The sequence below is a fragment of the Mucilaginibacter boryungensis genome, assembly GCF_015221995.1.
Classification (GTDB): domain Bacteria; phylum Bacteroidota; class Bacteroidia; order Sphingobacteriales; family Sphingobacteriaceae; genus Mucilaginibacter; species Mucilaginibacter boryungensis.
On the sequence record NZ_JADFFM010000002.1, the window covers coordinates 1,376,811 to 1,393,162 of the forward strand.

Sequence of the window (16,352 nt, forward strand, 5' to 3'; positions counted from 1 at the left end):
AAACACTATGAAACTTATACGATACGGACAAGCCGGAAAAGAAAAGACCGGGGTAATTATTAACGACGTTAAATACGATACATCGGCTTTTGGTGGCGATTATAACGAGCAGTTTTTTGAAGATAACGGCTTGCAGCGGCTGGAAGAGTTTGTAAAAGCTAACGAAGGTAAACTGGCCCCTGTTAATGACAGCGAACGTTTGGGCAGCCCCATTGCAAGGCCATCAAAAATTGTGTGCATCGGTTTAAATTATGCCGACCATGCGCATGAAACAAATGCGACCATACCATCAGAGCCTGTGATTTTTATGAAAAGCACTACATCCCTGGTGGGGCCTAACGACAATATCATCATCCCTAAAAATTCAGTAAAAACAGACTGGGAGGTAGAACTGGCTATTGTTATTGGCAAGAAAGCAAGCTATGTGGAAGAGGCCGAAGCTAATGATTATATAGCCGGCTATGTATTACATAACGATGTTTCTGAACGCGAGTTCCAGTTAGAGCGCAACGGAACCTGGGATAAAGGGAAAGGCTGTGATACATTTGCGCCGCTTGGGCCATTTTTGGCTACCCCCGATGAATTGGGCGACGTTGATAATTTGAAATTATGGTTAACGGTAAACGGTCAACCCATGCAAAACGGCACTACCGCTAACTTTATATTTAAAATACCTTACCTGATACATTATGTAAGCCAGTTTATGACCTTGCTGCCCGGCGATATTATCTCTACCGGTACGCCTGCGGGTGTTGGCCTTGGCTTTAAACCACCGGTTTACTTAAAACCTGGCGATGTGGTTGAACTGGGTATCGATGGATTGGGTACATCCAAACAAACATTAGTGGCCTATGCTAAAAATTGATGCGCACCAGCATTTTTGGATATTTGATGCAATACGAGATAGCTGGATAACCGACGATATGCACGTTATCCGGCGCGATTTTTTGCCGCATGACCTGCAATATGTTTTGCATGAAAATGGTATAGATGGCTGTATAGCCGTGCAAGCCGACCAAAGTGAAGAGCAAAACGGCTTTCTGTTGCACTTGACCGAAGGGAACGATTTCATAAAGGGGATTGTGGGTTGGGTTGATCTACAAGCAGAAAATATTGAAGCACGACTTGAATTTTATAGTCATACCAGGCTAATGAAAGGCTTTCGCCATGTGCTGCAGGGCGAAAGCAACCGGGCGCTGATGCTGGAACCCGCGTTTAAACGGGGTATAAGCCTGCTAAGCAAATACAACTTCACGTACGATATATTGATCTTTCCAGATCAGTTAAAATATGCTGCGCAACTTGCGCAGGAATTTCCGCAACAAAAATTTGTGTTAGACCATATTGCCAAGCCTGATATAAAAAGCAATAAAATAGGCGAATGGGCCGCAGATATTAAACAGCTGGCCGCTAATAAAAATGTTTACTGCAAAGTATCGGGTATGGTTACTGAAGCCGACTGGCATAATTGGACTAACGATACTTTTACAAAATATCTTGATGTAGTATTTAACGCATTCGGTACGGAACGCATTATGTTCGGTTCTGACTGGCCTGTGTGTTTAGTAGCAGCTGAATATTCGGCAATGAAAGCGATTTTGGGTGGGTATGTGCAGCAATTTACCGCTGCCGAACAGGATATGATATTTGGAGGGAACGCTGTAAGCTTCTACAAGCTATAGAGAAAACTTTTCATGACGGGCGATAGTTGGTAATCTGAGATCAGCATTCCGACAAAAACCTGAAAGCATAAAAAGCCCCGGTATTCCCGGGGCTTTTTATATTAATGAGGCGTAGTGATTGCTCACGTTCCGTATTCCGGGGTGGTTACTTCGCTTTCTTCAAATTCATAATCACTTAATGGCGGGCAGGCACATATCAATGTACGGTCGCCATAGGTATCGTTAACCCTGCCAACTGATGGCCAGAATTTATAAGCCGCAACATAGGGCAGCGGGAAGGCTGCTTTTTGGCGGGTATAAGGGTGGTCCCAATCGTTACCGGTAACTACGCTCACAGTATGTGGTGCGTTCTTCAATGGGTTATTAATCTTATCTGACAGACCTTTCTCTACATCATCAATCTCATGACGGATAGAGATCATCGCATCGCAAAAACGGTCAAGCTCATGTTTAGGCTCCGATTCGGTTGGCTCAACCATCACCGTACCAGCAACAGGGAAAGATACAGTTGGCGCGTGGAATCCATAGTCCATCAGGCGCTTGGCAATATCCGTTACCTCGATACCGAAGTTTTTGAAGGCGCGGCAATCTAATATCATTTCGTGTGCACAGCGGTCGTTAGCACCAGTATACAATACCGGGTAGTGGTGCTGCAAGCGGGTTTTAATGTAATTGGCATTTAGTATAGCATAGCGGGTGGCATCGGTTAAGCCTTCAGCACCCATCATGGCTATATAAGCGTGCGAAATGATCAATATAGAGGCCGAACCCCACGGTGCAGCTGAAACAGCATGAATAGATTTGCCTTTATCGATATCAACCACCGCATGGCCGGGCAGGTAAGGCACCAGGTGCTTAGCTACGCCAATTGGGCCCATGCCAGGGCCGCCACCACCGTGAGGGATACAGAAGGTTTTATGTAAGTTCAGGTGACAAACGTCGGCCCCAATATTGGCCGGACTTGTCAGGCCAACCTGCGCGTTCATGTTGGCGCCATCCATATAAACCTGGCCGCCGTTCTGATGGATGATCTCGCAGATCTCGATGATAGATTCCTCAAACACGCCGTGGGTTGATGGATAAGTTACCATCAGGCAGCTTAACTCGTTTTTGTATTGTTCGGCCTTAGCGCGCATATCGGCTACGTCAATATTGCCATTCTCATCGCACTTTACCACCACTATCTTCATACCAGCCATAGCTGCCGAAGCAGGGTTTGTACCATGAGCGGATGAAGGGATCAGCGCGATGTTACGGTGATGGTCGCCCCTATCATTATGATAAGCACGGATAACCATCAACCCTGCATATTCGCCTTGCGCACCGGCATTTGGTTGTAAGCTCATGGCGGCAAAGCCGGTAATTTCGCTTAACCAGTTATTCAGTTCATCAAACAACTGCATGTAGCCACCTGTTTGATCGGCTGGTGCAAAGGGGTGCATTTTGCTAAACTCAGCCCAGGTAATCGGTACCATTTCGGTTGTAGCATTCAGCTTCATGGTGCATGACCCCAAAGCGATCATACTATGGCAAAGTGAAAGGTCTTTCGTCTCCAGCGATTTAATATAGCGCAGCATCTCGTGTTCGCTATGGTGGCTGTTAAATACCGGGTGAGTCAGATATTCCGATTTACGCTGCAATTCGGCCGGAATAACGGTTTGCAGACTTGCCTGCAGGCCGTCAAAATCAACATCATTAATTGTTTTGCCTTTTACTTTGGCAAAAAATTTAACAATGGTTTTAATATCATCCGGCGATATAGTTTCATCTATAGCAATACTAACTTCCGAACCTTTGTAGTGGAAGTTAACCTCGTTATTTAACGCTTCAGCATGGATGGGGTCAACCAGGTTACCGAGGTCAAACTTAACGGTATCAAAGTACGATTTATTCAGTTGCTGATAACCTAATTGCTCTAACGATTGGCTTAACAATATAGCCAGCCCGTGAATGCGTTCAGCAATTAATTTTAAGCCCTTTGGGCCATGGTAAGCGGCATACATACCGGCCATAATAGCCAGCAATGCCTGCGCTGTGCAAATATTTGAGGTAGCCTTATCCCTACGGATGTGCTGCTCGCGGGTTTGCAGGGCCATACGCAGGGCATAGTTACCGGCGCTATCAATAGTTACGCCTATAATGCGGCCAGGCATACTACGTTTGTACTCATCTTTAGTAGCAAAAAATGCCGCATGAGGCCCACCAAAGCCCATCGGTACGCCAAAACGCTGCGATGTACCTACTACAATATCAGCCCCCCATTCGCCCGGAGGGGTCAACAACACCAGGCTCATAATATCGGCAACTACCGTAAGCTTAATACCTTTAGCGTGTGCCGCTGTGGCAAAATCGGCATAGTTATAAACCGAGCCATCGCCGGCAGGGTATTGCACAATGGCACCAAACATGTTTTCGTTTAGTTCAACACTGCTATGATTGCCTATTTGCAGTTTAATGCCATATGGTTCAGAACGTGTTTTTAAAATATCGATAGTTTGAGGCAATAGTTCCTCTGATACAAAAAAAGTATCGGCCTGCTGGTTTTTACGCAAACTGTATTGCATAAACATAGCCTCAGCAGCGGCGGTGCCTTCGTCCAGTAAGGATGCGTTGGCGATTTCCATTCCGGTCAAATCAATCACCATGGTTTGGAAATTCAGTAATGCCTGTAAACGGCCCTGCGCAATTTCGGCCTGGTAAGGGGTATACTGGGTATACCATCCGGGGTTTTCCAGTATATTGCGCTGTATCACACCCGGAACAATTACATCATGGTATCCCTGGCCTATGTAGCTTTTGAACACCTTGTTTTTCGAAGCAGTTTGCTTCAGGTTATTCAGGTAGTCAAACTCGCTTAATGCGGGCGGCAGGTTTAACGGTTTTTTAAGTTTGATCTTTGCCGGTACGGTTTGATCTATCAATTCATCCAATGAATTTACACCCACGGTTTTCAGCATTTGTGCTGTGTCTGCGTTGTTTGGTGCAATATGTCTCGATTGAAATTTTTCCTGGTAAGCGGTGTTCAGTGTCATGAAATGGTTGTCCCTTATTTGTTAGGGGCAAAGGTACAATTTTACCGATTGACTATCAATTGGTAAACAAATAGTGACAATGGGATTATTGTGGAATATTTATTATTTTGGATGCGCTAAACCCGAACGACAATTTGTGAGAAAGATTCTACTCCTATTATTACTGCAAATAGCAACACTAAACTTATTCGCAACAGATTTTGTGGTAACCAGCAACGCCGATAGCGGCCCGGGTACGTTAAGGCAGGCTTTACTTGATGCGGCTGCAAATGGGAGCGCAACGCAGGACAGGATTATTTTTAATATTGCTGATGTGAGCGAGGCGGGGCGGACAATAAACTTAAATAATCAATTACCCGACGTTTCTTCAAACTTAATTATAGATGGCACAAGCCAACCGGGAGCTACCTTTAAACTAACTGATGCCAAAATAAAAATATCGACACCAGTAAATAACATTGCAATTATTGTGTTCAACGGAACTAATTTAACATCAGTTGCTTTTTATGGCTTGTATATTTTTGATTATTCGGACTTTTTGACATCCCGCCCCGACCTTAAACCCCGTAAGGGATTCAATCTTACAAAAAGTACCTATATAACAATAGGTGCGATAAATAAAGGTAACCGTATAAACGGATTTAATGTGTCCAGCATTGATATTGAAGAATCAGACCAAGTCAAGATTAAAAATAATGTTATTTCGATAAGTGATGATGTTGGCACATTTAACTCGAACAATGGAAGTGGGGGTTTCGCGTCAGGATACGGAGGCTCAATAGATTTAATAAAGAGTGATAATATTGAGTTGGGTGGCGACCCAGGCGAAGGAAACATTATTTTTACCATAGTTAATTTTAAATTTTATCAGCTTACCAGGAGTAAGGTAAGTGTCAAGTCGAACAACTTTTTAGTATACCCTAACGGCTTAAATACTGAATGGTATTTTGAGTATTACAATGGCACAGTGTTTTTTTCAACAATATTTTCGGCCGATACTAAAAATACCGAGGAATCCATCGCTAAAGAAGCTGTAGTTGATATGGATATGTCTAATAATGTAACAGGTTCTCAAATAAATATTTTTATCTTCAACTTCATTAACGGCACAATAAATTTAACACATAATTTTTTAAATGTTGCCCGTGATGGGGTTACACCTATAAAATATTTAACGCAAATCCCACCTTCCCAAGGACCATTTATTATCCAAAACTGCTCAGCCCAATTTAACTTTGGCACCAATAACATAAACGATAAAAACTTTTTTTATAATGTTGGGGGCGCCGTTGGCGCTACTAATTCGCCTAATATTTTTTTAAGATACAATGAGTTTAGCTGCGTAGGGAATGTTGCTTATGTAAATTATACTGGCCCTGCGTTTCCAGAGGGAGGCTATCAATTACCGGTTATTACCATAAATGGTATAAGCGTTAACGGTGGGCAAACTCAGGTAACGGGAAAAGCAACTCCCCAATCTGTCGTAGATATTTACTCATCGGAAAACTGCCAAAGCAAATGCAGTATACATAGTTATATTAAAACAGCTTCGGCAGATGCAGCCGGCAACTGGCAGACAACTATAGACAATTTAAGTGGCATATTTTATGCTTCGGCCACGTTAAACCATCAGACTTCACTATTTAAAACCTTTGAAGTTAATAAAGATAACATTAACATTCAGCCTATGCGCTGTAGCAATACTGCAACAATTACAGGCTTAAAAGTTCCGCAAGGGTTAAGTTATTATTGGACTGATTATAATGGCAACATAGTATCACACGACTTAGACTTAACAACAACAAAGACAGGTGATTACAGGTTGGTACTTGGCGAAGGTTGTATCACCAGCGATTGGTTTAAGATTGAAGATAAACGTTTAAGTATATACGATGGTTTCTCTACCCGCACGCTGCCGGGTTGCGGCACTACTACAGGAAGCGTTAAAGGCTTATTTGTATTCGACCCCTTATCTAAGCTGGAAAGCGTTATTTGGACAGATGCGGTTGGCAAGGATATTGGGCATACCGCGGATATTAATGGCCTTGCTCCGGGCGTTTATACACTTACTGTAAAAAGTACCGATGGTTGTTCAACAACCTATATATTGAACCTATCTAACACCACCGGCCCCAACATAGATCAATCTAATCCCACCATTACTCCAAACCCCTGCGGTCAGTCTTCCGGCTCCATCACGGGTATTACTGCAACTGGCACCGGTATATTAAAATATAGCTGGAAAAACGCGCAAAACGTGCAGGTTGCAACTACTAAAGACTTAACTAACCAACCCGGCGGCAAATACACATTACAGGTAACTGACGATACCAACTGTGGGCCGGTCTATACATCGGCCATAGAAATCCCTGAAGTAAATGGTATTACAATGGATGCCTCACAAGCAATTATAACACCCGCGGCCTGCGATGCCAATGGCGGCGGTTCTGTTAAAGGCATCAACGTTACCGGGGCCACAAAATACCAATGGCTGAATGATGCTAATGTTACCGTTGGTACAGGGTTGGATCTAATTAACGTGGTGCCTGGAAATTACCACTTGGTAGCTTCAAATACTACCTGTTCCAAACAAACGGCCATATTTACAATAGTTAAACACATAAACAATAAAACATACCGGTTTACCAATAGCGCAACTACGTATGCCACCTGTGATATGGATAACGGCCATATAGAAGTAGTAATGAACCCCGCCTATGATATCCCTGTAACATACCGCTGGATTAATTTACAGGGAACAACCGTGGGTACTACCCCCAACATGAAAAACTTGCCTGTTAACACCTACACTTTATACGGCGCTGACGATTTTGGGTGCGAGAAATTAATATTAACTACCAACCTCATACGTGTCCCCGCGCTTAATTTTAACCAAAACCAGATGATCATTAACCCTGACCAATGCGGCTTAGGTAAAGGAAGTATCCATGGCCTGCGCATTTCGGGCGGGCATCCACCCTATACGCTTAGTTGGAAAAACAGTTCGGGTAAGGTGATAGGCAACTCTGCCGATATTGATAATTTACCGACTGATACTTATAGCTTGACCGTTACCGACCTGTCGGATTGCGGCTTACTTGTGGGGCAGTATACTATTGGCGATAATCAGGCAGCTTTGCCGGTCCCTACGGTTAGCGACTTGCAGCTATGCAGTGCAGGCGATGCTTTACTGGTTGTAAATAATCCTACCCAGGGGCGTGGTTACCGGCTGTATAATGATGCCAATAGCGCGTCTCCGATTGCTGATGAAACGTCGGGCAAGTTTAAGATCAATGTAAAGGTGGCTACGAGCTATTATGTCAGTCAATATACCGGTAATTGCGAAAGCGGACGAACGGAGGTTAAAGTTATATTGGGTGGCTTATCAGGTATTAGTTTGCCCAATACCTTTTCCCCAAATGGAGACGGCATCAACGATAGCTGGAATATCCCCGGCATTGAAAGTTATCCGAATGCCAATATACAGTTGTATACCCGCAGTGGACAAAAAGTATACGAATCTACCGGTTATTCCACCCCATTTGATGGCAATTTCCAGGGCAAAAGCTTGCCTATGGGTACCTATTATTATATCATCAATCTTAATTCAGGCTGTGGGTTGTTATCGGGCAGTGTAACTATTATCAGGTAGTGGCCAATTGCCTCAAATACATTTGTATAGTATTCTCCAACCCATAATATAAAGCGTCGCTTATCAGCGCGTGGCCAATACTTACTTCCAGCAATCCGGGAATATTTTGGGCGAAATATTTAAGATTATGCAGGTCAAGATCATGACCGGCATTCAGGCCTAAACCTAACTTCTGAGCAACTTCTGCCGCTTTTACGTATGGCGCTATGGCCAGTTCCATGCCCTGATGGTAGTGGGTGGCATAGCCTTCTGTGTAAAGTTCAATGCGGTCGGTACCTGTTTCTGCCGCGCCCTCAACCATCTTTACATCGGGGTCTACAAATATGGATACCCTTATGCCGGCCAACTGAAACATGCTGATCATTTCCTTCAAATAATCTTTATGCTTAATAGTATCCCATCCATGGTTTGATGTTAATTGCCCCAATGCATCGGGCACTAAGGTAACCTGCTCGGGTTTATTAGCCAGTACCAGGTCTATAAACTTTTGCTCCTGGCAATTGCCTTCAATATTAAACTCGGTAGTAATTATCTTTTTTAACTCAAAAACATCATTGTAGCGGATATGCCTTTCATCCGGGCGCGGATGCACGGTGATACCCTGCGCGCCGAAGCGCTCACAATCTTTAGCAACCTGGATCAGATCGGGATTATTCCCCCCGCGCGAATTGCGCAGCGTAGCTATTTTGTTAATGTTTACTGATAAGCGGGTCATGCGTCAAAAATACATAGATTACTATAATTAACCTTGCTTTTAAAGATATGTTCTGCTTATATGTTCGCAAATAAGTAGACACCGATAAAAAATTTCATTAATTTTTCATTTTCCATTAAACCATTGTTGCGCTAACGGGTCTATTCCTAAAATCAGCATTCCACCCAACAATCAATAAAGATTTTGCAGGATCGGGATTTTATAGTTTTAGTTTATTGTCTTGCAAAATAAAAGCCCCCATGTATTTTGGGGGCTTTTGCTCTTAATGCTTTTCTACCTGTCGCCATGCGGCGGCCTTGTGCTACCCGAGTTTGGTATAAGTATTTTGCTTAAATTATATATCATGCCATGGTGCAACTGTGTCCCTTTGATCAATCCTTTATTAAATAGAGCCGTTAAAATTATTTTAGCCTCGTTTTTAGCCCCTGCCAAATCTATGCCCGCGTCCAGGGTTGCTAATCTTTCCGCTACATCGTCAGCTGTACCCGCGCCAATTTCGGCCAAAGCAAATACAACTTTATCTTTCCAGCTATCGTTTACGTGATAAGCTGAGGGGATGTGCAGTGGTTTAAACTCTTCATTAAACGCGTCGTCGTTAATCATATTAATAAAATGGCTGGTGGTTACATAACGATCAATGTTATGTTTATGTTTTAAGCGTACTTGTTGCCTCCCAAGCGTTTATGATCCATCGGATTAGGCATTTGATCAATTTACCAAACCTTGTATCGCTTCCGGTAATACCCCATCGTCAGGATGATCATCCGGTTATAGGTACGCAAGCCATGCGGCTGATTATTCGCTTTTAAAAACTTATCAAAAAATATCCCGCTCACTACTTCGGCGCCACCCTGGTATTTGGTCCAATAAGCACTGTCGGTTTTAAAATCCTGGAAAACCAGGGGCGATATCCTGGCCCTTAACATATGGTGCGTTGTCGTATCACGCCGGCGCAGGTAGCGCATAAATTCAGCTATCCCCGCATAATACGATGAATAACGCAAAAGGCGGTCTTTGGCGTTGGTGCCGGCCAGGTAACCTGCAAAGTTGGCCTCATCTTCACGCGCCCATCCGGTTTGGTGCCCCATTTCATGACAAGCTACAAATGGCTTATCCGCTATGGGCATCAGGTAGTTTAGCTGCGCTTCACTGGTAAACGGGTTATAGTAGCCCGATGTCCCCATGTAATTCAACATGTGACTAAAAATGGATGGTTTCACCCTATCGCCTATAGACTTAAACTTGGCAGAAGTGCCGCCAAGTTCGTTAACGGCATCCAATGCATGTCTGTAAATCTGGCTATTGTTTTGATGCAAATCAGCCGTATCCAAACAGGCACGCAGGGTATTCGCGCTATCAATAATTAGCCGGGCTACCTTGGCAACATCTTTAATAGTATAGGTAGTATCGTTATATCCCAGCAATTGCGCGGCGGGTGGGCGATAATAATTTAACCCCCAAAAGCAGTAGAACCACAGCCAGCCAACCTCTAAACAAATGAACAACCTTAAAATCAGTTTACCCGCTTGCCCAGGTTGTTTGATAATGAAGAACCGCGCCAGCCTAACCAAACCAAACAGCAAAAGCACAATCACCACAGCATATACTACATCGCCCAGGCTAAATGGCAGCAAATTAACAATAGGCCGCATTAAATGGCAAACGGCCTGGTAAAAGCCGCTGTAATAATATTGCTCAACCCATGTCGGTTTTTGCCTGAAACATATCAAGATAATAATGAGCAATAACAAGCTAAGTATTATAATGAGCTGTTTTTTGAAAATTGAGCGCGGGGGTTTCATGTAGTGATAAAGATAATAGTTTTTTCTTGTCGGCCTTATGCGGCTTTACCACCGTTTGTATCATGCTACTTTACCTGGGCAAGCCAAACTTTGTAGTGTAAATTGATACTAAAAAAAGACGGGCAACAACCTAAGCTGCTACCCGTCCATCAACAATCACCTTAAAAAAACGCTTATCAAAACTCTTTAGTTCCCTGGCTGGTCGTCAGGGGTACCGGCAACACGGTATATTTTGTGGTTGCCGTCATGATCTTCTACATAGTAAACACCATCAGGTGATACATGATATTTCTGCCCATCAATTTTAACAGTTGTGCAATTTGGCGGCAGGGTATCAAAGGTATCCCCCATGCGTATCGGGCCACCGTCGTCAGCTACCGGCTGGTTTGGCTGATTTTGTGGTTGCGGCTGGTTGTAATAGCCATTATCCTGTTGCGGCGCGGCACTGGCGCCAGTAGTTAATTCACCATCTTTACCGGCAATCTGGTAACCGGTGCTACCGTCATCCTTAGTAACTGCCTGGTAATATACACCATTCAATTCATAATACTGCTCACCATCAATCATCAGTGATTTTGCACCTGCAGGTAACTGATTAAGTATAGCACCAACTGGTGGTTCAACCACAGTGTAGTTGTCATTATCATATTGATAATAATAACCGCCGCTATAAAAGTACTGATAATCGCCCCACCAGAAAGGGTAGTAACCGTATGGCAATATGCTTAAACGGAAACCCAAACGCGGTGCATAGTAACGGCTATAGAACGCGTAACGGCCATAAAACGGATTGTATGAATAATACCGGCCGTGGTTATAGCTGCCGCGAAAACTACTGCCGCGATAACCGTAACCTATACGGCCACCACCATAACTGTAACCACGTGGCGAATAGGCTATACGGCCACCGCCACTATATGAACGTGGGGCAACGCTATATCTGTTGCTGCCCACATCTGCCCTGATATTACCACGGAACGATTGCGCCCTTGGTACTGTACTAATTCTTGGTGAAGAATACGTGCTTTGCGGCCTTGAATAGCTACCGCCACGGCTGTATGACCCGCCGCCACGACTGTAAGAACCACTGCCGGGGCTATTATGGAAACTACCGCCCCCAGAAAAGCCACCACGGCTATAAGAACCGCCACCGGAAAAACCGCCGCGCGAACCACCTGAGAAGCCACCGCCCCCATGAAATCCGCCGCCGCCACCGCCGTGGAAACCACCACCTCCGCCTCTATGCTGTGCATTCGCGGAAAACGCTACCAGCAAGCCAAATAGTCCGCTAAGGGCAGCACTTACAAAATATTTATATTTACTTTTCATAATTCTGTTATATAATCGTATTAGTTTATTGGATAGACGTGTATTTATATCAACGGTTTAACATGTAGTTAATTATTCCCCACAAACAGACAATCGTCTGACAGATATGAATAATTTCCTAATTCAAAGTTAATTTCTATCATGAAATTAAAATGATAAACAGGCAGCATTAAAAATTTTACCACACGGCGCTAAAAAAGTACCACTCATCTGTTTTTATGCTGATATTCATAGCAGTGTATCCACATTTGTAGCATGAAAGAAAATATGTTTAAATACAATAACCGGTCATTCCTTAAATCCAATGTCAGGTATATTCTGATTGGTATAGTGGTGGGGCTGGTGATTGTTGTTTTTAAATCGGCTGCCGAAGGGGCAATGCTGCCCATAGCAAGCGCGCTGGTAAATATCATGTTCAGTGTGGTAATTACTTTAAGCATTGCCAACAGCTTTTTTTTATTCGAATATCTTTTGATCAGGGAAAAATGCCAGGGCTGGCTGCTTATCCTTGTTTATTACAGCTGCAATGCTTTGGGGATGCTTATTGGAATTGAAATATCCTACGCGTTAGTTTCATTGATCTTTAACGTGCCTTTTCATTTTTTACAACATTACCAGGAATACCGCTTTTGTGCCGTTATTGTGTTGGTAGTGGGTACCATCATTTACTTTTATCATGCTCAAAAAGGCCGGTTGGAAACTAAGCTAAAAGAAAAGGAATTGGACATGGCTAAACTGGTGCACTTAAAAACCCAGGCCGAATTACAAACCTTACAGTCAAAAATAAACCCGCATTTTTTATACAATTCACTAAATTCAATTGCCAGTCTGATACATGATGACGCCGACAAGGCCGAGGACATGACCCTGAAATTATCAAAACTATTCCGCTACAGCATTAATACACAGCAGGAAAATATGGCAAGCGTGAAAGAGGAAATAGAGATAGTGGACACTTACCTGGATATAGAGAAAGTGCGTTTTGGCGACAGGATAAAATTTATAATACAGGTTAACCCTGATGTAAGCGAACATCAAATGCCGCGTTTCCTGATACAGCCACTTGTTGAAAACGCGCTGAAACATGGCTTAAATAACAAACCCGATGATGGCATATTACAGGTATTGGTTGATAAAGATGGTAATAACATAGTGATTAGCATTGCCGATAACGGGGTGCCTTTTCCTGATGATATGAACATGGGTTATGGCCTGCAAAGCACCTACGATAAACTGGGCTTATTATATGGCGATAATTACAGCATCCAGCTAACAAACGTTCCGCACAAAAATATTAAAATAACTATACCGGCATAGCTATGGGCAAAGTTTGGAAAACCCTAATTATTGATGATGAACAACTGGCGCGCCAGCGATTAAAGCGCTTGCTGAGCCCTTACGATGAACTGGAAATTATTGGCGAAGCTATAAACGGAGCCGATGGCCTGGAGAAAATAGAGGCCCTGCGCCCCGACCTGATCTTCCTGGATATTGAAATGCCTGTGCTAAATGGCTTTGAAATGCTGGCCAAACTTAACCGCCAGCCTAAAGTGGTTTTCACCACAGCTTATGACCAATATGCTATTAAGGCTTTTGAAGAAGATTCGATTGATTACCTATTAAAGCCTGTAGAAGCCGACCGCCTGGAGAAAACAATTATCCGGTTACGGCAAACACAAACGCAAGAAGCTGTGCCGCTGCCACTGGAGGCATTAATGAAACAACTGCTGGTAAAAAAGGATATTAAAACCCTTACTGTAAAAATTGGCGACAGGATATTGTTAATTAAGCTGACCGATATTCTATTTATTGATGCCGAAGACAAATATGTTTTTCTGCACACTGCCGATGGCAAAAAACACCTGACCGATTTCACCATTAGTTCGTTGGAGGATAAGTTACCCGAGCAGTTTATCCGTATCCATCGCGGTACTATTATTAATACCGACCATATAAAAGAGATCCGCAAAGGGTTTAACGGCGCGTTGGTCTTTTTACTAAACCACACCGATGTTAAGGTAACATCCAGCCGTTCAAACGGCGATATGTTAAGGGAGAGGTTTGGGATATAGACAAAGTTTATATTGCGAGGATTGCCACGCTATCGCCCGCAATGACATGCAGTAATATATTTTAATAGCTCAACAATTTATCCATTGTTTCGGCTAACCGGGCTTTTGCTAAAAAGTCATCCTCTAATGCCTTGTTCATCGGTATGGCTGTATCCAAACTGGCGCAACGCATAACCGGGGCGTCAAGGTTAAAGAAGCAGTGTTCGGATATATGGGCGGCAATTTCGGCGCCAAAGCCATTGGTTAATGTATCTTCATGCAACACCAGCACGCGCCCGGTTTTTCGCACGCTGGCTTCAACCGTTGCTTTGTCCCATGGCTGCAGGCTGCGAAGATCGATGATCTCGATTGACAGATCCTGGTATTTTTCGGCATATTCCAACGCCCAATGCACACCCAGCCCGTAAGTAACAATGGTGGCCTGCGAACCTTCCTCAAGCACTTTGGCTTTGCCTATTTCAATAGTGTAATCACCATCGGGCACTTCGCCCATATAGCTGCGATAAAGGTATTTGTGCTCAAAGTACATTACCGGGTTAGGGTCGTCAATGGCAGCCATTAACAAACCCTTTGCATCGGCAGGGAAGGCGGGGTATACAACTTTTAATCCGGGGGTTTTAGTGAACCAGGCCTCATTACTTTGCGAATGGAATGGTCCAGCGCCCGTACCCGCGCCGGTAGGCATGCGGATCACCACATCTACATTTTGGCCCCAGCGATAATGCGTTTTTGCCAGGTTATTAATAATCTGATTAAAGCCTTCGGTTACAAAATCAGCAAACTGCATTTCTACAACCGCTTTGTAACCGTTTAGGGCTAAGCCCATAGCCGTGCCTACAATCCCCGATTCGCACAGTGGGGTGTTACGTACCCGGCCTTTACCAAATTTTTCAACAAATCCTTCTGTTATTTTAAATGCACCGCCATATTCGGCAATATCCTGCCCCATTATAACCAGGTTATCGTACTTCAGCATGCTTTGCATCAGCCCATCGCTGATGCCATCAATAAAGCGCTTATTGGTATAGGTAACAGGTTTTGAGGTTGCCGGTACTATATACGGGGCATACATGTCGGCCAGTTCGCGCCCGGCATTAGGTGCAGGTTCGCGTTCCCGAAAAGCCGATTCGATCTCTTTATCTATTACCGGGGCAAATTCATTTTTAAGATAAGGTATCCATTCTTCCCTTAAAATATATTCGTTTACCAGGTATTGTTCAAAGTTTTTAACGGGGTCTTTAGCGGCCCATTCTTCTATCAGCTTGGGCGATACATATTTTACGCCGGATGCTTCCTCGTGCCCCCGCATCCGGAAAGTAAGGCATTCCAGTAAAACTGGGCGTGGTTTTTCACGCATAGTGGTGGCCAGTTCGTTTATAGTATTGTAAACCTCTAAAACATTGTTGCCATCAATAGTCCGGCCTTCTATACCATAACCCGTAGCCTTACCGGCCAGGCTACTGCATTTATATTGTTCGTTTGTTGGGGTAGACAGCGCGTAACCGTTGTTTTCTATCAGGAATATTACTGGCAGGTTCCATACGGCGGCAATATTCACAGCTTCATGAAAGTCACCTTCGCTGGTACCACCCTCGCCGGTAAATACCAGCGTTACTTTTTTACGGTTGGCCAAAACATCCGCTAAGGCAATACCATCGGCCAAGGCCATTTGGGGGCCCAGGTGAGATATCATCCCAATTATTTTATGCTGCTGGGAACCGAAATGGAACGAGCGGTCGCGCCCCTTTGTAAAACCAGCAGCTTTGCCCTGCCATTGCGCCATCAACTTTGATAACGGGATCCCACGCGAGGTAAATACCCCCAAATTGCGGTGCATCGGTAAAATATATTCATCTTTATGCATGGCCAGGGTAGCCCCCACGGCAATGGCTTCTTGTCCAATGCCCGAGAACCATTTGCCTATACGCCCTTGTCGCAATAGGATCAGCATCTTCTCTTCTATAGTGCGCGGCCATAACAACGCCTTATAAAAAGATAGTAATGTGTTTGAATCAAGATTTTTTCTGTCAAAAATCATCAAGCTAAGCTAATGATTTTTTAAAACTTT

The 16,352-nt window shown here is 43.9% G+C and carries 11 protein-coding genes; 5 read left to right on the top strand and 6 right to left on the bottom strand.

Going from position 1 to position 16,352, the window contains the following annotated elements; all coding sequences use genetic code 11:
• Positions 1-7: 7 nt before the first annotated feature.
• Both IRJ18_RS18935 and IRJ18_RS18940 read left to right on the top strand, forming a co-directional pair.
• Positions 8-865, top strand: a complete 858-nt coding sequence (locus IRJ18_RS18935; RefSeq protein WP_194107855.1) for a fumarylacetoacetate hydrolase family protein — start codon at positions 8-10, stop codon at positions 863-865.
• A complete protein-coding gene (locus IRJ18_RS18940) occupies positions 852-1,682 on the top strand; it encodes an amidohydrolase family protein (protein ID WP_194107856.1) in 831 nt (276 codons plus the stop codon). Before IRJ18_RS18935 ends, IRJ18_RS18940 begins: the two co-directional genes overlap by 14 nt.
• Positions 1,683-1,804: 122 nt before the next feature.
• Here the strand turns inward: IRJ18_RS18940 and gcvP are convergent, their stop codons facing one another.
• Positions 1,805-4,714 (bottom strand): aminomethyl-transferring glycine dehydrogenase, encoded by a 2,910-nt coding sequence (gene gcvP, locus IRJ18_RS18945; protein ID WP_194107857.1) that lies wholly within the window; start codon positions 4,712-4,714, stop codon positions 1,805-1,807.
• A gap of 136 nt (positions 4,715-4,850) precedes the next feature.
• Between gcvP and IRJ18_RS21250 the strand changes: the two genes are divergently transcribed.
• Entirely contained in the window at positions 4,851-8,366 is a 3,516-nt protein-coding gene (locus IRJ18_RS21250; RefSeq protein ID WP_194107858.1) for a gliding motility-associated C-terminal domain-containing protein, read from the top strand.
• Here IRJ18_RS21250 and IRJ18_RS18955 read toward each other — a convergent pair.
• From IRJ18_RS18955 to IRJ18_RS18970, 4 genes are all read right to left on the bottom strand, one after another.
• Positions 8,359-9,081 (bottom strand): pyridoxine 5'-phosphate synthase, encoded by a 723-nt coding sequence (locus IRJ18_RS18955; protein WP_194107859.1) that lies wholly within the window; start codon positions 9,079-9,081, stop codon positions 8,359-8,361. The two genes, IRJ18_RS21250 and IRJ18_RS18955, sit on opposite strands and share 8 nt — an antisense overlap.
• Before the next feature lie 273 nt (positions 9,082-9,354).
• Positions 9,355-9,684: a hypothetical protein gene (locus tag IRJ18_RS18960; protein WP_194107860.1), complete on the bottom strand. Its 330-nt coding sequence runs from the start codon at positions 9,682-9,684 to the stop codon at positions 9,355-9,357.
• A gap of 110 nt (positions 9,685-9,794) precedes the next feature.
• On the bottom strand, positions 9,795-10,826 hold the full coding sequence (locus tag IRJ18_RS18965) for a DUF3810 domain-containing protein (protein ID WP_194107861.1): 1,032 nt from the start codon (positions 10,824-10,826) through the stop codon (positions 9,795-9,797).
• A 243-nt stretch (positions 10,827-11,069) separates the two neighbouring features.
• Positions 11,070-12,212 carry a DUF6515 family protein gene (locus IRJ18_RS18970; RefSeq protein ID WP_194107862.1) on the bottom strand — a complete coding sequence of 381 codons (1,143 nt, stop codon included), beginning with the start codon at positions 12,210-12,212 and terminating at the stop codon, positions 11,070-11,072.
• 255 nt (positions 12,213-12,467) lie between these two features.
• On the opposite strand from IRJ18_RS18970, the gene IRJ18_RS18975 reads away from it, so the two are divergent.
• Together IRJ18_RS18975 and IRJ18_RS18980 are read left to right on the top strand one after the other, a co-directional pair.
• Positions 12,468-13,529 carry a sensor histidine kinase gene (locus tag IRJ18_RS18975; RefSeq protein ID WP_194107863.1) on the top strand — a complete coding sequence of 354 codons (1,062 nt, stop codon included), beginning with the start codon at positions 12,468-12,470 and terminating at the stop codon, positions 13,527-13,529.
• 2 nt (positions 13,530-13,531) lie between these two features.
• On the top strand, positions 13,532-14,284 hold the full coding sequence (locus tag IRJ18_RS18980) for a LytR/AlgR family response regulator transcription factor (RefSeq protein WP_194107864.1): 753 nt from the start codon (positions 13,532-13,534) through the stop codon (positions 14,282-14,284).
• Between the two features lie 61 nt (positions 14,285-14,345).
• On the opposite strand, the gene IRJ18_RS18985 is transcribed toward IRJ18_RS18980, so the two are convergent.
• A complete protein-coding gene (locus tag IRJ18_RS18985) occupies positions 14,346-16,322 on the bottom strand; it encodes an alpha-ketoacid dehydrogenase subunit alpha/beta (RefSeq protein ID WP_194107865.1) in 1,977 nt (658 codons plus the stop codon).
• Positions 16,323-16,352: the final 30 nt, after the last annotated feature.